Below are 15644 nucleotides of genomic sequence, written 5' to 3'. Positions count from 1 at the left end.
GCACAGCACCTGCGTGCTGTGCGACGCCTGACGAACGCCATGCCGCATGCAAGCGGCATGGCACGCAGGGCACCCCGACAGGGGCGGTTTTGCAGGGGAGAGCTTTTTGCCTACTTTTTGGCGGCGCAAAAAGTAGGTCGGCCGCCGGGACGAAACCCCGGCTGGGCCTTGCCACAAAGCAGGTGCAACGCTCCATCACGCCACCTTCTTCAACTTCGGATCCAGCGCATCCCGCAACCCATCCCCCATCAGGTTGATCGCCAGCACCGTCACCAGAATCGTCAGCCCCGGCAGCGTCACCACCCACGACGCCCGCGTGATGTAGTCCCGCGCCGCCGACAGCATCGTTCCCCACTCCGGCGTCGGCGCCTGCACGCCCAGGCCCAGGAAGCCCAGCCCGGCCGTCTCCAGGATCGCCGACGAAAACGACAACGTCGCGTTGACGATCAACGGCGCCATGCAGTTGGGCAACACCGTGATGAACATCAGCCGCCACACACCCGCGCCCGCCACGCGGCTGGCCGTCACGTAGTCGCGCCCGATCTCGGCCAGCGCCGCAGCGCGCGTCAGCCGTACATAGCCAGGCAGCGCGCCGATGGCAATCGCGATGACCGTGTTGACGAGCCCAGGGCCCAGGATGGTGATGACGCAGATGGCCAGCAGCAGCGCCGGCAGCGCCAGCACGATGTCCATCACCCGCATGATGGCCGGCGACAGGAAGCGCTGGAAGAACGCCGCCAGCAGTCCGAGCAGCACGCCCGGCAGCAGCGACATGAGGACGGACGCYAGGCCTATGCCCAGCGACACCCGGCCGCCGTGCAGCAAACGGCTCAGCATGTCGCGGCCCAGCTCGTCGGTGCCGAGCAGGAAGCGCGCGTTGCCGCCCTCGGCCCAGACCGGCGGCGTCAGCATGAAGTCGCGGTACTGCTCGATGGGGTCGTGCGGCGCGATCAGCGGCGCCAGCAGCGAGGCCAGGGCGATGAGTGCGAAGACGATCAACGCGATGAAGGCGCCGTGGTTGGCGGTGAAGCCCCGCCAGAACTCGCGCAGCAGGCTGGGCGGTTCGAGGGGCTTGTCGAGTACGGCGCTCAATGCCCACCTCCGCGGATACGCGGATTCACGACCCCGTACAGCACATCCACGATCAGATTCACCCCGATGAACGTCAACGCCGAGATCAGGATTCCCGCCTGCACGACCGGGTAGTCGCGCCGCCCGATCGAGTCGATCAGCCACTTGCCGATGCCAGGCCAGGAGAAGATGGTTTCGGTCAGCACCGCGCCGGCCAGCAGGCTGCCGGTCTGTAGGCCCACCACCGTCAGCACCGGAATCAGCGCATTGCGCAGCGCGTGCACGACCACCACCCGCGTCGGCGACAAGCCCTTGGCGCGGGCCGTGCGCACATAGTCCTCGCGCAGCACTTCCAGCATCGACGAGCGCGTCATGCGCGCCACCACGGCCAGCGTGCTCGTGCCCAGCACCAGGGTGGGCAGGATCAGGTGCATCAGCGCCGACTTGAAAGCGCCTTCTTCGTCAGACAGCGCCGCATCGATGAGCATGAAGCCGGTCACCCGCATCGGGTCGAACTCAATGCCGATGCGGCCCGACACCGGCGTCCAGCCCAATTGCACCGAGAAGAACATGATGAGGATCAGCCCCCACCAGAACACCGGCATGGAGTAGCCGACAGTCGCCAGCCCCATGACCCCCTGGTCCAGCAGCGAGCCGCGCTTCAAGCCCGCGCTGACGCCCAGCACCAGCCCCAGCACGACCGCGAACAACAGCGCTGCCGTGGCCAGCTCGACCGTCGCCGGGAACAGCGCCTTGAACTCCTTGGCGACCGGCTCGCGGCTCACCAGGCTCTGGCCCAGGTCGCCGTGCAGCAGCTTGCCGACGTAGTCCGCGTACTGCACCGGCAGCGGCTGGTCCAGGCCCATGCGCTTGACGAGGGCGGCGTGGGCCTCCGGGTCCAGCCGGCGCTCGCCCATCATGACCTCGATGGGGTCGCCGGGCACCAGGCGGATGAGGCCGAACGCAACCAGGGTGATGCCGATCAATGTCGGCACCAGCGTGGCCAGGCGTTTGAGCAGGAAGGCGAGCATCCGTTACCAGCGAGACGTGTAAGGGCGGGTCTCGCCCTCGGCCGCGCCAGCCACGCGCATCGCGCTCGGCGTGGACGCCACCTCGATCAGCGCGGCCGTCTCGGCGTCGACCGTGCCAGAGATGTCGCGCGGCCGGTACTTCATCTGGAAGGTGGCGACGACTTCGCGGGTCAACGTATCCATCTGCCCCGAGCGCGACACGTTGTAGCCGATGCGCGCCAGCCGCTCCTGCAGCCAGGCCACGTCGCGCGGCGCCACCTCGTGCTCCAGCATCTTCACCATCACCAGCGGGCCGTCGGGCCAGGGGATGAGGCCGGCATCGGCGAACTGCTTCCAGGGGAAGGTCGGGCCGGGGTCCTGCTTGCGGCCGGGGGCGATGTCGGCGTGGCCGATGATGCGCTCGGGCTTGACGTTATGGCGCTGCTGGATGTCGCGCACCAGCGCGATGACCTCGTCGATCTGCGCCTGCGGGAAGGGCGCGTAGACGCGGCCGCCGGGGCCATCCACGAAGCCCGCGTTGACGATCTCGATGCCGATGGAGGCCGAGTTCAGGTTGGTATTGCCGGCCCAGAAGCTGGCGCCGGCATGCCAGGCGCGGCGGTTCTCGTCGACGAGGGCGTAGCTGGCCACCGGGTTGTCGCGCACCAGGTAGTGGGCCGACACCTGGCCGCCGGTCGTCAGCACCTTGAGCGACTTCTCCCAGTCCAGCACGGTGTAGTGCAGCACGATGTACAGCGCCCGGCTGTCCTGGTTCTGCGAGGTGTAGCTGCGGTCGATGCGCGGCGGGCGCACGGCGGTGGACGGTGCCTGCGTCGTTTCAGCGGGCGCTTGCGCGGTGGCCGGGGCAGGGGCGCGGGCAGGTGCCGGCGTGGGCGTGGGCGGGCTGGCGCAGGCGGCAAGCAGCAGGGCAGCGGCGGCGGCGGTGAAGGCGCGGGACAGGGACTTCATGCCCGGATTGTTGCAGCGCACACGAGGCCGCCGGCCGCTCCTCAACCCGCCGATGCCATGACCGACATCGCAGCGGGTATGCCGGCAGGTGATGGCTGGGCCTTCAGCCCGGGATGGGCGGCAGCTCCGGCGCGCTCAGGCCCGCGAAGGGGTCCGCCCAGGCCGGCAGCGCCATCAGCCGCGCATGCCAGGCGGCCACAGCGGGATAGTCGCCCAGCGGCAGCCGGGCCACGTCGTTGTAGGGCAGGAAGACGCCCATGCGGAAGTCGGCATAGGAGAGGCCACTGGCGAGCAGCCAGTCCTGGCGGCTCAGGTGGGCCTCAAGGATGGCGGCGGTCTCGTGAAAGCGTTCCACGCCCTGCGCCAGGGTCGCTTCGTCCAGCGCACCCAAGCTGTAGCGCTGCTTGGTGCCGCGCTCGAAATGCACCATGTCGCAGGCATGCATGAAGTTGCCCCTCGCCCAGCTTACCCAGCGGATCATGTCCGGCAACTCGGCTCCCGTGCGCCAGAACTCCGAGCCGACCAGCTGCGACAGCCGGCAGGCGATGGCGTCGGCCTCGAACAGCGAGCCGCCATCAGCCTCGACGAGGATGGGCAGGCGCAGCGACGGGTTGAGCGGCCGGAACCTGGCGTCCTCGCCCGGCGCCAGCGGCGCGGCGAACTCATAGGTCACCGGCGCGGCCAGGTGCTTGGCCGCCGCAACGGCCAGGCGCGGGTTGGGGTTGCGGGAGAAGTAGAGGATGGGCTGCATGGCGGTCCAGTCGTGGTGTGGGCAGGTCGTGGCGGCATCCCGCGGACTGAGCACCGAAAGGTTAGCCCTTCCGTTGGGCGATCAGCGCAGATGCGGACCGTTTGCAGGGCATGCTGCTGACAGATTTCGACGCGCGATGACCGCCTTCAGCGCAGCTCGTCGAGCAGCCGCGCCCGCTCAGCCGGCAGCAGCCCGGGCGCCTGGGTCAGCAGCGACGCCACCCGCTCAGGATCTATGTCGTACAGGCTCTGGGCCAGCGCCTGCCAGGCCTGCCAGCGGCGGTCGGGCGTGGCGATGCGGGCCACCAGATCCATCGCCTCGAAGGGCGAATTTCGCGCCAGTTCGTCGCCGCTGGCGTGCCGGGCGATGGCCTCGTCCAGCTCGGGCTGGGGGGCATAGGAGCGCAGCCAGTCGCGCGCGGCGGTGCCGTCCTGGGCCGTCCAGCGCAGCAGGCCTTCCTCCAGCATGGCCTGGCGTTGCGCGCCTGCGGGCAGCATGCTGGCAAAGACGGTGGCCGAGCGGGCGTCCTGCTGCAGCCAGCGGTCGTGCAGCGGTGCCAGCAGTTGGGCCTGGCCAGGCGTGTTCAGCGCCCAGCGCGCGGCCTGTTCCGGCGCGGCCTCGGCCCAGCGGGCCAGCAGCTGTTGCAACAGCCGCTCGCGGGTGTCGGCGTCGAGCGGCGCGCGCTGCAGCGCCAGCACGGCCTGCGGGAACTCGCGCTGTTCCATCCAGCGCGTCAGCTGCGGTGCGTCCGGCATCGGTGCACCGGCCTCGCCAGCGGTGGGCGCCGCCAGGCCGATCATCTGCAGGATCGTGCCGGGCGCCGCCCGAGGCATTGCTGCCGGGGCTGGCTCGGCGGGCGGCCGCCCGAGGGCGAGCGCCCCCAGGCCGGCCGCCGCCGCCAGCAGCAAGGCAAGCTGGCGGGCGTTGTTCTTCACTTGAACACGCAGGCGCGGGCGATGTTGCTCGCGTTGGTGTCCTTCACCGGCTCATTGCCGGAGCCGGTGCCGACGAAGGCCTCGCACTTGGCCTTGGAGCCGCTGTAGACCAGGTCGGTGATGGTGGCCACGTCGTACTTGCCGGCGATGCCCGACTTGCTGTCGTAGCTGCTGTTGATGCCGATGCCGGCCGAGTTGACCGTGCCCAGGCGCACGCTGGTCACCGTCACCTTGCGGGCGTACTGCGTCGAGCAATTGCCGCAGGAGCGCACCAGCTTGCCGATGTTGTTGGCATAGAAGTCGGTGATGACCAGCGTGCCGTCGCCGTTGTGCTGGAACAGCTTGTCGGCCGCCTTGAACGCCGCGCCGCCACTGATGGTCAGCTTGCTGGTCACGCCGCTGAGCTTCTTCACCGTGGCGCCGTCCTCGCCCACGTCGGCCCAGTAGACGTTGGTGATGTTGCAGACGCCGTAGCAGTGCACGCCGTCGGCACCACCGGCGGCCAGGTTGGTGCCGGTGCCCAGCGAGCCGTCGCCGATGACGACGTTCTTCACCGTCGAGCCGTTGTTCAGCTTGAACATCGGCACCTGGCTCTCGCTCTGGGTGCCCTTCATGTTGGAGGCGGTGCCCACCAGGCAGACCCACTTGCCGTACTTGGCCACGCCGTCCCAGGTCGTGCCGGCGGGCACGTCGATGGTGGCGCTGATGTTGACCTTGGTGCAAGCCGGCACCGTGCGCACGCCCGGTGCGGCGGCGGCGCTGCCCGCCATGGCCACGAGTACCAGGCCCAGAAAGCCGCGCCACAGGCGGCGCGCCATCAAAGTTCCGTTCATTCCTTGTCTCCAGTTCTGTGCTTTTGATTTCAGCAGCAGCGGGATGCGGCTGCCGGGGGCGTCAGCGCAACAACAGCGAGTCCTGGAGGATTCCAACAGGCAAGGGCAAAGCGGGGGAGTTGAACAGCGGCTCCTGCCCGTCAGTCATTGACGGCCGAGGTTTCCAAAACGGCGTCTTGCACCAAACGAAACGGAATTTCGTTGTTTTGGAACGCTGTTCCAATTGGTGCTTGCCTGAGACCGGTTCAGGCTTCGGGGCAACCGCGTGGCGTCAGCGCTTGCGTGGCGCGGCCCTCTTCGCTGCTGGTCGAGTGGGTTTCACTGGCTTCTCCGCCTCGGCGGCGGCCTGCAGCGGCGCCAGCGCGGCCAGCGTGTCGAGCTGGGTCAGCAGGCGTTGCAGGTAGTCGGGCGACAGGCCTTGCAGCTGCTGCAGCGCGCGGCTCACCAGCACCTGGCTGTTCAGCGGGCCCAGGTGCTCGGGCACCGGCGCGCTGACCTCGGCCATGCGGCGGGTGAGGCGCAGGGCGCTCCAGGTGCGGCGGTGCAGTTGCACGTTGCGCAGTTCGGGCCCGGCGCCCGGCTGAAGGCGCGCCACCAGCTCGGCCAGCGGGCTGGCCGCTGCGGTGGTGCGCGGCGACAGTGCTGGGGTTGAGGCTGGCGTGGATGCGTGAGCCTGCGCGCGCTCCACCAGGCGAGCCACCAGGCGCTCGCGCAGCGCGCCCTGCGGTTGCCGCGCGGCGCGGCGGGCCAGGCCCTCCAGCACGCGGCGGCTGACCGGGTCGGCCGCCGGCTGCGCTTGCAGCCAGGCCTGCGGGTCGTCGAGGGCGTTCATCACGGGGCCGACGCTGCGGCGCGCCTGGGCCGTGGYGTGGGCGCGATCTCGACGCGGCGGTTCAGCGCGCGGCCCGAGGCCTCGTCGTTGGACGCCACCGGCTGCTGCGGCCCGAAGGCGGCGGCGAACACGGCGTCCGGCGGCAGGCCTTCGGCCATCAGCGCCCGCGCCACGTTGAGCGCGCGCTGCGCCGACAGCTCCCAGTTGTCTGCGAACTTCGGCGCGCCCTTGCCGGTGACCAGCCCGCGGTCATCCGTGAAGCCGCTGACCATCAGGATCTCGTCGCGCTGCGCGAGGTAGGTGCGCAGCGGCACGGCCAGGCTCTTGATCAGCGCGCGGCCGTCGGCGTGCAGTTGATCGGAGCCGATAGCGAACAGCACCGCGCCGCTGATGCCGATGCGGCCTTCAACGAGGGTGATGCGCCCATCGGCAAGAGGCCCGGCCAGCGCACGCTCCAGCGCCTCGCGGCGGGCCTGCTCGGCCTGGCGCTGGGCTACCTCGGCCTCCAGCTTGTTGGCCAGGTCCAGCTGGCCCACCAGGGCGGCGGCCAGCACCAGCACGAAGGCCCCCAGCACGCCGGCCATCAGGTCGCCGAACGCGGCCCACGCGGGCGCGCCGACGCCTTCCTGCTCCATCTCCAACTGGTCATCCATTTGCAGCCGCCGTGGTCTGCAGCGCGTCCAGCACGGCCTTCTGCGAGCCCAGGCACAGGTCGATGACCTCGCGCGCCTGCGCCACGTAGTAGCCCAGTTGCTCGTCGCTGCGCGTCATCGCACTGCTCAAGCGATCCTCCAGCGTGGCCAGGTGCTGCACCAGTTGCGCGTTGGCGCCCTGGAATTGCTCCACCGCCGCGCCAAAGCCCTCGCCCAGGCTGCCCATTTCGGCGGCGCTGGCGGCGATCGTCGTGGCGGCATCGGCGAGTGCCTGGCCGGTCGCGTCGGTCTGTGCCGTGAAGCGCTGGCCCAGGGCCTCGAGCTGGGTCGCCGAACTGCCCACCAGTGCATCCACTTGGGACGACGAGCTGGCGACCAGCGCGTCGATGGCCGCGCGCTGCTCGCCGGCCGCCTGCTGCAGCGAGGCCAGCAGCGTCGAGACGGTCTGCATGAGCTCTGCGCGCTCGGCCAGCGCGGCGCGGTCCTGGGCCTGGCTTTGCGCCAGCTGCTCGCGCAGCGCGGCGACCACCTCCACGGCCGCGCGCGGTGCCTCGCCGGCGGCCTTCAATAGCGCACCGGCCTCGGTCAGCGTCGTCTGCGCCTGGGCCTCGTTCTGGGCGACGAGATCGCGCGTGTTGCGCAGCACGCCGTCGGCCAATTGCTGCTGCTGGGCCAGCTGGGCAGCGCCAGCTGCTTGCAGCTCGGTGCGCCAGGCGGCCAGGCGTTCGGCGTCGTTGGCCGCGTGGGCCGCCTGCAGCTGGCGGTGCGCCTCGGCCAGCGCGGCGATGGCGGCTTGCGTCTGCGCGGCGAAGCCGGCGGTCAGCTCGGTCAGCACGTTCTGCGCACGTTCGCCGCTGGCGGCCAGCAATTGTTCGTTGGCGGCGCGTTGCTGCGCCAGGGCTTCGCTTTCGGTGCGCGCCTCGGCGCGGCGTTGTGCGTCCTGCTCGGCGTGGACGGCCTGCTGGCGGGCCTGCGCCTCGGCCACGCGGTCCAGCAGTGTTTGCGTCTGCGCGGCAAAGCGGTCGGCGGTCTCGGCCATGGTCTGCTGGGCGGCGGCGCGTTGCTGGGCCAGCGCGTCGACTTGGGATTGCAGTGCGGTGGCACGGGCGGCGTCGGCCTCGGCCTGCGCGGCCAGCAGCGCCTGCGCCTGGCCGGCCCAGCGCTCGCCCAGGCGGTCGACGGCCTGCTGCGTCGCGGCGCCGGTGTCGGCCAGCAGCTTCAATGCGGCCTCACGTTGCTGGGCCAGGCCTTCGCCTTGCGCGCGAGCGGCGGCTTGGCTTTGTTGCGCGATCTGAGCAGCGCCGGCCTCGAAGCGCGCGCTCAAGGCCGTGAGCTGCTCGCCCACTTGCGTGCCCACGCGCTCGTGCAGGGCCGCAGCCTCACGGGCGATGCCGGCCATCGCGGCCTCGGCGGCGGGCTGGATGGCGGCGCCGGCTTGAGCGACGCTTTCGGCCAGGCTGGTACGCAGCGTGCCGTCGACGCTGGCGGCCAGCGCGGTGTAGGCCTTGTGCGTCTCGCCGTGGAATTGCGAGTTCTGCGCGGCGAGCTGGTCGGCCATCTGCTGCGCGAACTTCTGCAGCTGGGCGACGAGTTCGAGCTGATTCGTGCGCGCGACCTCAGCAGCAGCAGCATCGGCGGCCTGCTGCTCGACGGCGCGGCGGTGCGCGGCCGTCAGCGGGCGCAGGCGGCCCAGCAAGGCCACGTCCAGACGGGCGGCCACGGCGGCGCGCTCGCGGCGGGCCAGCGCCACCATCAGGCCCAGCATGGCCGAGCCCGTCACGCCGGCCACGCTGGCGCTGAAGGCCAGGCCCAGGCCCTGCACCGGCGCGCCCAGGGCGTTGCGCAGCGCGGCGAGGTCGGCCGTCTGGCCCAGCGCGCTGGCCGTGCTGCTCAGCGTGATGACCATGCCGATGAAGGTGCCCAGCATGCCCAGCAGCACCAGCAGGCCGGCCAGCGCCGGCGCCAGCGACAGGCCGGGCAGGGCCACGCGCAGGCCGTCCAGACGCTGCTGCACAGCGGCGCGAAGCGTGGTCGGCACGGTGCCGGCCCAGGCTTCGGTCGGCTCTGCGTTCAGCGCCGCGTCCAGCTCGCGGCCGGCGCGGCGGAAGGCCTGCAGCTCCAGCGCACCCAGCACGAAGAAGGCCGCGATCAGCAGCGTCATCGCCAGCGCCACCGGGTGGTGGCGGGCGGCGGCCAGCGCGGCGCCGGCAATGCCCGCCAGGCCAGCGGCCAGGGCGAGGGGATAGAGGGCGTTCAGGAAACGGTTCATCAGGAATCAGCTTGGTGCAAGGCCTCGATGAGGCCTTGCACCGGTTGCAATCGAAGGTCCAGCTCGGCCCGCAGCGCGCGTTGCAGGTCGGCCCAGAAGCGTTGGCGCCAGCGGCGCGGGTCGGCGGCGTGGTGGGCCTCGGCCCGTTTGGTCAGCAGCGCGGGCAGGCCGGTGAGGGCCTGGCGCTCCTGCATGACGACGGCGCGCTCGAACACCGCGTCCAGCTGCGCCAGGCGCGTCAGCGGCCCCGAGGCCTCGGCCAGCCGGGGCCGCAGCCGTTCACGCAACGTGGCAACGCGGGCGGCCATGCTGCGCTGCTGCTGGGTGTGGTGCAGGCGGTAGGGCGCCAGCAGGTCGGCCAGCGGCACGCCCTCGGGCGCAGGCTCGGCGGAGTCAAGCGCCAGCAGCGCGTCGTCGAAGGCGGCGGTCAGGTCGGCCACCAGGCGGTCCAGCGCGGCGGCGGCCCAGTCCCAGGCCTCGCGGCGGGCGGTGGCGTTGCTTTCGGCCGTGGGCGCCGTGGCCAGCAGTTGCGACAGGCCGATGGCCTCCGCCCAGCCCAGCCAGCCGCCCAGCCGCTCGGCCACCGGGGCCATGGGCACCGGCGCCACGCCCCATTGCAGCAGCAACCGGGCCAGGGGCTCGGCTGCGAGGGGCTGCGTGGTGGTGTCTGACATGGAGGCGCCGTGCCCTGGCGGGCGCGCGAGGAAAAAGGGCGAGAGTTTAGTGAACCCCGATCAACAAGGCCCTGCGGCGTGGCCGGCGCAGAATTCCGCGACCCCCCAAACCCTGACGCCACGCATGCCCGCTCCCACCTCTGCCGACGCCGACATCGACCTGCGCAACCGCTGCACCCGCTGGCTGAACGGCCACCGGCCGCTGCGGTCCATGCGCGAGTCGCTGCTGGCGCTGGCCGACCTGCCCGAGGCCGCGCTGCCGCTGGACGTCTACGGCCAGGGCCAGGCCATCCAGGCGCTGGAGGCCGAGGTGGCCGCGCTGCTGGGCAAGCCGGCCGCGCGCTTCATGCACAAGGGCGTGGCGGCGCAGCTGGCGGCCTTGCGCGTGCATTGCGGCGAGGTCGACGGGCCGGTAGCGCTGCACCCGCAGAGCCACATCGCTATTGACGAGGCCGAGGCCTTCGAGAAATTGATGGGCCTGCGCGGGCTGCGCATCGGCTACCCGGACACACCGCTCAACGTCGCCCTCATCGACGCCTGCGCGGTAAGCGGCGAGCTGCCCGCCGTCGTCACGGTCGAGCTGCCGCTGCGCCGGGGTGGCTACCGGCTGCCCGAGTGGAGCGAGCTGCGCGCCATCAGCCATTGGTGCCAGGAGCGCGGCGTGCCGCTGCATTTCGACGGCGCCCGGCTCTGGGAGGCGGCGGCCCATTACGGCCGCCCGCTGGCCGAGATCGCTGCGCTGGCCGATTCGATCTACGTGTCCTTCTACAAGGGCCTGGGCGGCCTGGCCGGCTGCGTGCTGGCCGGCAGCGCGGACTTCATCGCCGCCACCGCCCCTTGGCAGACCCGCTTGGCCGGCAATGTCTTCACGCTGCACCCCTTCGTACTGAGCGCGCTGCACGGCCTGCGCACGCAGCTGCCGTGCATGCCCGAGTACCGCGAACGCGCCCAGGCGCTGGCGCGGCAGCTGGCCGCCCAACCCGGCTGGCGTGTGGCGCCCGAGGTGCCGCAGGTCAACGCCTTCCAGCTGCACCTGCCCGTCGACCCCGGCCGTCTGCGCGAGGCGCTGCTGGACGTGGCCCGCGCTGACGGCTTCTGGCTGGGCGCGCGGGCGATGGCGTCGCACCTGATCGAAGGCGGCGCGATGGTCGAGGTGGTCATCGGCGACGCGGCCGAGGGTTGGACGAACGACGAGGCCGTTAACGCGCTGCGGCGCGCGGTGGGCTGATCAGCCGCCCGGCGGCCCGTTGACGAAGGCCGCCACGTCTTCCAGCACCGGCGCCAGCCAGCGCAGCGGCGCCCCGAAGGCGCCGATCAAGGTCATATGGCTGGCGCGGTCATAGAGCTTCAGCGTCACCGGCACGCCCAGCGATTGCAGCCTGGTGGCCAGGGCCTGGCTGTTGCGCTGCGGGTTCACCAGCTTGTCGGTGCTGGCCGCACCCAGAAAGCTGCGCGGCGCGCCCCGGCTGGCGTGCTGCAACGGCTGCGTGCCGGGCGGGTAGTCGGGGTGGAAGAACACCGGCTGCGCGTCGGGGTTCTCTATGGGCAGGAAGTCGTAGGGCCCGGCCAGGCCGACAAAGCCGGCCAGCTCGCGCGGCGCGTGGCCCGTGGCCTTCAGCCAGCGCGGGTCCAGCGCCAGCATGGCGGCGTTGTAGGCGCCGGCACTGTGGCCCATGACGAACACGCGCTGCGGGTTGCCGCCCAGCCGGTCGGCGTGGGTCAGCGCCCAGGCCAGCGCCGTAGCGCCGTCCTTCAGGAACTCGGGGTAGCGCACCTCCGGGTAGAGGCGGTAGTCGGCCACCATCGTCAGGATGCCGCGCGAAGCCAGCGCCTCGCCGACAAAGGCGAAGTCGGCGCGCTCGCCGCGGTTCCAGGAGCCGCCGTAGAAGAACACCACCACCGGCCAGCCGCCACGCGGCGCCGCGCGGCGCGGGCGGTACACGTCCACCAACTGGCGCGGGCCTGGACCGTAGGACGCGCCGTGGCTGACCGTGTGCGTGTTGCTGGACGCTAGCGCGTTCAGCACCTTCGCCGGCGCGCAGGCCACCAGCACGCCCGCCAGTGCAACCACGGCGAGCAGGGCGAGGCCAAGCTTGGGCAGGTTCATGGCCGAGCTACGCCGCGCGCGGCGCGCTGGATGCGGCCCGCAAAAACAATCGGCCGCCAGGGCATGCCGTGGCGACCGATTGGGGGCCCGATGAATTGGAGTTCAAAGGGCTGAACGAAGGCTGAAGGGCTTGAAAGGCCGCGAGGCCTTACCTACGACCCGAACCACCGCCGCCGGGAGGCGGGCCGGAGCGGCGCTCCAGATGGCGGAAGGTGATGCGGCCCTTGCTCAAGTCATAGGGCGACATCTCCAGCGACACGTTGTCGCCGGCCAGGATGCGGATGTGATGCTTGCGCATCTTGCCGCCGGTGTAGGCGATGACCTGGTGGCCATTCGTCAACGTCACACGAAAACGCGAGTCGGGCAGGACTTCGTGGACAACGCCCTGCATTTCGATCAGTTCTTCTTTGGCCAAGTGTTGGGCTCCGTTGCGGAAAATTAGACGGGAGGCCGAGCACGAGGCCGTGCCGGCGACGATTGCGGCCGGTCAAGGCCGCGCGCGGTCAGTGGCAATGCGCCCAGGCCAGACCTTCGGCCCGGGCGTAGCGCAAGGCTGCCGTCGAGCTGTGAAAGTACGGCGTGAATTGCATCACGCGGTCCACGCTGGCCATACCCTGGMCGGACCGGATCGACACGACGGCGTCGTAGCCGCCGCCGTTGCGAGCCTGGGTCATGGGGGAGACGACATAGCGTCCCACTTCAATATTGTTGTTCTTCTGCATGTTCTTGTTTTTGATTGCGCCGCAGCGGGCCGTATCGGCCGCTGCGGTTTGGGCGCCGGGTGGCGCCCGTTGTCGCTCAGAGCGACTTGATGTTCGAGGCCTGCAGACCCTTGGGGCCTTGCTTGGTCTCGAATTCGACCTTGGCGCCTTCGGCCAGCGAGCGGAAGCCGCCGGCGTTCTTGATTTCGCTGTGGTGCGCGAACAGGTCCTTGCCGCCGCCGTCAGGCGTGATGAAGCCGAAGCCCTTGCCGTCGTCGAACCACTTCACGGTGCCGATTTCTGTAGTCATGGTGTTTCCTTTTGGGATTTTGGAATGGAAGAACACTCCGCCGGCAACATGCCATGCGGAGACAGAAACACTCAAGAACACTCACCGGGAGTTGCTGAAGCGAGCCGCTCGCGAGAACGGGCCAGGGGATGGCCAGCGGGGCTGCAGATAAGACCTTGAGAAAACGGTCTTGTGCGAATCTATGGCGGGATTTTACACGCCAAGTGCCACCTTATGCCAGACGGGGCCTTGCGCAAGGTGCGCATCCCCGGTAGTAAGTCATCGCAGACCGCCCCGCGGCGCTGGGCGACCGCGCTCAAAGCTGGGTGCGCAAGGCCCTGGCCAGCATCTCCCATAGCCGCTCCGACCAGGGGCGCTGCCGCCACTCATCCAGCGTGATGCGGCGAGCCTTGGCCCAGTCCGCCTCGAACACGGCTTGCTGCTGCCGGCCGAAATCAGCGTTCAGCACGTTCAGGTTGGCCTCGTCATTGAGCCGGAACGAGCGGTTGTCGAAGTTCGTGGACCCCACCGACGCGAACATGCCGTCCACCACCAGGCCCTTCACATGGAACATGGTCGGTTGGTATTCGGCGAACTCGATGCCGGCCTCCAGCATCGGGCCCCAGCTGCTGCGGGAGGCCTTGCGCACCGTCTCTGAGTCGATGTGGCCGCTCGGCGTCAGCACGCGGATCTTCACGCCGCGGCGCGCCGCGTCCACCAGCGTCTGGATCGTCAGCTCGTCCGGCACGAAATAGGAGTTGGCCAGGTCTATGGTCTTGCGCGCCGCCGTGATGGACAGCATGTACATCAGCTGCATGCTCTCGCTGCCCCCGCTCGGCGAACTGCTGAACATCTGCGCCGAATACGGCCCCACGGGCCTCAGCGCAGGGAAATAGGACTCGCCATGCAGCACCTCGCCGGTGGCGCGCATCCAGTTGTCCAGGAACACAGACTGCATCTGCGCCACCACCGGCCCGGCCACGCGGTAGTGCGTGTCGCGCCATTCCGTCTCGTTGCGGGCGTTGCCGCGCCACTGGTCGGCGATGCCCACACCGCCGGTGAAGCCGACGCGGCCGTCGACCACGAGCAGCTTGCGGTGGGTGCGGTTGTTCATGCGGCCCCAGTTGTTCCAGCGCGGCTCGTGGAAGCGCTCGCAGGCCACGCCGGCGGCTTTCATCTCGTCCAGCATCGACTGGTCCATCTTCATGCTGCCCACCCAGTCCAAGAGCACGTTCACCTTCACGCCTGCCCGGGCGCGCTCGGTCAGCGCGTCGACGAACTCCCGCCCGATGCTGCCCGACCAGTAGATGTAGGTCTCGAAGTTCACCGTCGCTCGCGCCGACCGGATGGCAGCGAGCATGGACGGGAAGATCTCGTCGCCGTTGCGCAGCGTTTCCACCTCGTTGCCCTCCACCAGCGGCGGCCCCAGCAGCGAGCTCAGCGCACGCTTGAACTCCGCGTCGTCGGTCTCGTAGAGCTTGGGCAGCTTCTGGTCGATCTTGGTCTCGTGGGTCGACAGGTTCTGGAACAGCAGCACCCCGAGCAGCGTCGCCGCTGCCGTCGCCAGGATCACGACCCAAGTGGAAGTCATTGCCGCCTTCATGATGTTGCTCTGCGCCTGCGCCTATCTGGCCGCGGAGATGCTAGGCAGCGCCGGGCCTGGCTGGCGTAGGCCGGTGCCGCGTCATCGCCGGCAGCGGGGTCAGGCGCGCTCCACGCGGCACTGAAAGCAGTTGAACCTGGAGCGGACGTGCACATAGGCCACGTCCTCGCGGGCCAGGATGGCGAGGCAGGCGTCGGTCAGCTCGGCGCCCGGCAACACGCGGCCGGTCTCGTAGACGATCCAGTCATCGGCCCCGTAGCCGCGCACCAGCGCCGGCGCCAGGTGGGCGAACCACGCGGGCAGGGCGTCGGCCTCGTAGCGCTCGCAGCCGGCCTGGTGCAGAAAGATGGGCCCGGTCTCGGCATAGGGCTGGGGCGCGCTGAACGGCCGGTAGGCCAGCACGAGCTTGGTGTCGCCCTCGGCAATGAGCTGCAGGCAATGCCGGCAGGGGTTGCCCAGGCCCTGGGCCACGGCGGTGAGCGGCGCCTGGCCGTGGGCGTCCGTGCCGCCGGCCCGCAGCGCCTGGGCGTGCTCGGTGGGGATGCCTCGGACGATGAACTTGGTTTGTGCGGCTTGCATGGGCCCCTTTCGTTGGCGGAATGGGCGGCATTGCAGCAGCGCAGGCGAAGGCGCGCTGGCCGGGAACGGACATCGAGTTCGGCGGCGCAAGCCCGCTGCGGCGCCCTTATGCTGCGCCGCGCCGCTTCCGCTGGCGGCCAGGGAGAGACATGACCATCAAAGACCTCGTGATTGGCGGCGCGGCAGGGGCGGCGCTGGCCGTCCTCGGCACGCTCTATTTCGGCGGCGCCACGGCCACCCCTACCGCGGCCGCCAGCCCGGCGGCCAAGCCGGCCGAAGCTGCTGCACCTGCGGTGGCCCCGGCGCCGTCGGCCGCGTTGGTCGCCCCTGCGGCCGGCCGGGTTGCCGCGCCAGCCGTCACCACGGCC

At 70.4% G+C, this 15644-nt stretch carries 18 protein-coding genes; 2 read left to right on the top strand and 16 right to left on the bottom strand.

Features of this window, described 5'->3' with window-relative positions; translation table 11 throughout:
* Positions 1–195 precede the first annotated feature (195 nt).
* From ACXRVZ_RS26175 to ACXRVZ_RS26130, 10 genes are all read right to left on the bottom strand, one after another.
* Positions 196–1092, bottom strand: coding sequence for an ABC transporter permease subunit (locus ACXRVZ_RS26175; RefSeq protein ID WP_457418442.1), 897 nt, complete (start codon positions 1090–1092; stop codon positions 196–198).
* Positions 1089–2102: an ABC transporter permease gene (locus ACXRVZ_RS26170; RefSeq protein ID WP_457418443.1), complete on the bottom strand. Its 1014-nt coding sequence runs from the start codon at positions 2100–2102 to the stop codon at positions 1089–1091. Before ACXRVZ_RS26170 ends, ACXRVZ_RS26175 begins: the two co-directional genes overlap by 4 nt.
* A gap of 3 nt (positions 2103–2105) precedes the next feature.
* Positions 2106–3050 carry an N-acetylmuramoyl-L-alanine amidase gene (locus ACXRVZ_RS26165; protein ID WP_457418445.1) on the bottom strand — a complete coding sequence of 315 codons (945 nt, stop codon included), beginning with the start codon at positions 3048–3050 and terminating at the stop codon, positions 2106–2108.
* 103 nt (positions 3051–3153) lie between these two features.
* A complete protein-coding gene (locus tag ACXRVZ_RS26160; protein ID WP_457418447.1) occupies positions 3154–3801 on the bottom strand; it encodes a glutathione S-transferase family protein in 648 nt (215 codons plus the stop codon).
* 146 nt (positions 3802–3947) lie between these two features.
* Positions 3948–4736 carry a hypothetical protein gene (locus ACXRVZ_RS26155; protein ID WP_457418449.1) on the bottom strand — a complete coding sequence of 263 codons (789 nt, stop codon included), beginning with the start codon at positions 4734–4736 and terminating at the stop codon, positions 3948–3950.
* The gene (locus ACXRVZ_RS26150) at positions 4733–5569 is read right to left on the bottom strand and encodes a pectate lyase (RefSeq protein ID WP_457418451.1); all 837 of its coding nucleotides are present in this window, start codon (positions 5567–5569) and stop codon (positions 4733–4735) included. Before ACXRVZ_RS26150 ends, ACXRVZ_RS26155 begins: the two co-directional genes overlap by 4 nt.
* Positions 5570–5840: 271 nt before the next feature.
* Positions 5841–6401: a DUF2894 domain-containing protein gene (locus ACXRVZ_RS26145; protein WP_457418453.1), complete on the bottom strand. Its 561-nt coding sequence runs from the start codon at positions 6399–6401 to the stop codon at positions 5841–5843.
* Positions 6401–7054: an OmpA family protein gene (locus ACXRVZ_RS26140; protein WP_457418455.1), complete on the bottom strand. Its 654-nt coding sequence runs from the start codon at positions 7052–7054 to the stop codon at positions 6401–6403. The genes ACXRVZ_RS26145 and ACXRVZ_RS26140 overlap by 1 nt, the downstream gene beginning before the upstream one ends.
* Positions 7047–9323 carry a DUF802 domain-containing protein gene (locus ACXRVZ_RS26135; RefSeq protein WP_457418457.1) on the bottom strand — a complete coding sequence of 759 codons (2277 nt, stop codon included), beginning with the start codon at positions 9321–9323 and terminating at the stop codon, positions 7047–7049. The genes ACXRVZ_RS26140 and ACXRVZ_RS26135 overlap by 8 nt, the downstream gene beginning before the upstream one ends.
* Positions 9323–9997, bottom strand: a complete 675-nt coding sequence (locus ACXRVZ_RS26130; RefSeq protein WP_457418459.1) for a DUF3348 family protein — start codon at positions 9995–9997, stop codon at positions 9323–9325. The genes ACXRVZ_RS26135 and ACXRVZ_RS26130 overlap by 1 nt, the downstream gene beginning before the upstream one ends.
* 124 nt (positions 9998–10121) lie before the next feature.
* Between ACXRVZ_RS26130 and ACXRVZ_RS26125 the strand changes: the two genes are divergently transcribed.
* Positions 10122–11225, top strand: a complete 1104-nt coding sequence (locus ACXRVZ_RS26125; RefSeq protein ID WP_457418461.1) for a threonine aldolase family protein — start codon at positions 10122–10124, stop codon at positions 11223–11225.
* Here ACXRVZ_RS26125 and ACXRVZ_RS26120 read toward each other — a convergent pair whose 3' ends face one another.
* From ACXRVZ_RS26120 to ACXRVZ_RS26095, 6 genes are all read right to left on the bottom strand, one after another.
* Complete coding sequence (locus ACXRVZ_RS26120) at positions 11226–12104, bottom strand: alpha/beta hydrolase (protein ID WP_457418463.1); 879 nt, start codon at positions 12102–12104, stop codon at positions 11226–11228.
* 148 nt (positions 12105–12252) lie between these two features.
* Positions 12253–12519 (bottom strand): translation initiation factor IF-1, encoded by a 267-nt coding sequence (gene infA, locus ACXRVZ_RS26115; protein ID WP_457418465.1) that lies wholly within the window; start codon positions 12517–12519, stop codon positions 12253–12255.
* A gap of 88 nt (positions 12520–12607) precedes the next feature.
* Positions 12608–12826: a hypothetical protein gene (locus ACXRVZ_RS26110; protein ID WP_458233026.1), complete on the bottom strand. Its 219-nt coding sequence runs from the start codon at positions 12824–12826 to the stop codon at positions 12608–12610.
* 76 nt (positions 12827–12902) lie between these two features.
* Entirely contained in the window at positions 12903–13115 is a 213-nt protein-coding gene (locus tag ACXRVZ_RS26105; protein WP_457418469.1) for a cold-shock protein, read from the bottom strand.
* Between the two features lie 295 nt (positions 13116–13410).
* Positions 13411–14685, bottom strand: a complete 1275-nt coding sequence (locus ACXRVZ_RS26100) for a phospholipase D-like domain-containing protein (protein ID WP_457418471.1) — start codon at positions 14683–14685, stop codon at positions 13411–13413.
* A 111-nt stretch (positions 14686–14796) separates the two neighbouring features.
* Positions 14797–15276 carry a DUF1203 domain-containing protein gene (locus ACXRVZ_RS26095; protein WP_457418473.1) on the bottom strand — a complete coding sequence of 160 codons (480 nt, stop codon included), beginning with the start codon at positions 15274–15276 and terminating at the stop codon, positions 14797–14799.
* A 149-nt stretch (positions 15277–15425) separates the two neighbouring features.
* Here ACXRVZ_RS26095 and ACXRVZ_RS26090 point away from each other — a divergent pair.
* Positions 15426–15644 (top strand): hypothetical protein (locus tag ACXRVZ_RS26090; RefSeq protein ID WP_458233025.1); only part of this gene is annotated, 219 nt, incomplete at its 3' end.

The sequence above is a fragment of the Roseateles sp. P5_E8 genome, assembly GCF_054177665.1.
This window is presented reverse-complemented; position numbering and strand designations above follow the sequence as displayed.

Bases quoted from the DNA above. Each gene is read 5' to 3' on its own strand.
- ACXRVZ_RS26135 (WP_457418457.1), bottom strand. From the start codon at position 9,323: ATGAACCGTTTCCTGAACGCCCTCTATCCCCTCGCCCTGGCCGCTGGC.
- ACXRVZ_RS26125 (WP_457418461.1), top strand. From the start codon at position 10,122: ATGCCCGCTCCCACCTCTGCCGACGCCGACATCGACCTGCGCAACCGC.
- ACXRVZ_RS26095 (WP_457418473.1), bottom strand. From the start codon at position 15,276: ATGCAAGCCGCACAAACCAAGTTCATCGTCCGAGGCATCCCCACCGAG.
- ACXRVZ_RS26160 (WP_457418447.1), bottom strand. From the start codon at position 3,801: ATGCAGCCCATCCTCTACTTCTCCCGCAACCCCAACCCGCGCCTGGCC.
- ACXRVZ_RS26130 (WP_457418459.1), bottom strand. From the start codon at position 9,997: ATGTCAGACACCACCACGCAGCCCCTCGCAGCCGAGCCCCTGGCCCGG.
- ACXRVZ_RS26105 (WP_457418469.1), bottom strand. From the start codon at position 13,115: ATGACTACAGAAATCGGCACCGTGAAGTGGTTCGACGACGGCAAGGGC.
- ACXRVZ_RS26120 (WP_457418463.1), bottom strand. From the start codon at position 12,104: ATGAACCTGCCCAAGCTTGGCCTCGCCCTGCTCGCCGTGGTTGCACTG.
- ACXRVZ_RS26100 (WP_457418471.1), bottom strand. From the start codon at position 14,685: ATGACTTCCACTTGGGTCGTGATCCTGGCGACGGCAGCGGCGACGCTG.
- ACXRVZ_RS26145 (WP_457418453.1), bottom strand. From the start codon at position 6,401: ATGAACGCCCTCGACGACCCGCAGGCCTGGCTGCAAGCGCAGCCGGCG.
- ACXRVZ_RS26165 (WP_457418445.1), bottom strand. From the start codon at position 3,050: ATGAAGTCCCTGTCCCGCGCCTTCACCGCCGCCGCCGCTGCCCTGCTG.
- ACXRVZ_RS26170 (WP_457418443.1), bottom strand. From the start codon at position 2,102: ATGCTCGCCTTCCTGCTCAAACGCCTGGCCACGCTGGTGCCGACATTG.
- ACXRVZ_RS26150 (WP_457418451.1), bottom strand. From the start codon at position 5,569: ATGAACGGAACTTTGATGGCGCGCCGCCTGTGGCGCGGCTTTCTGGGC.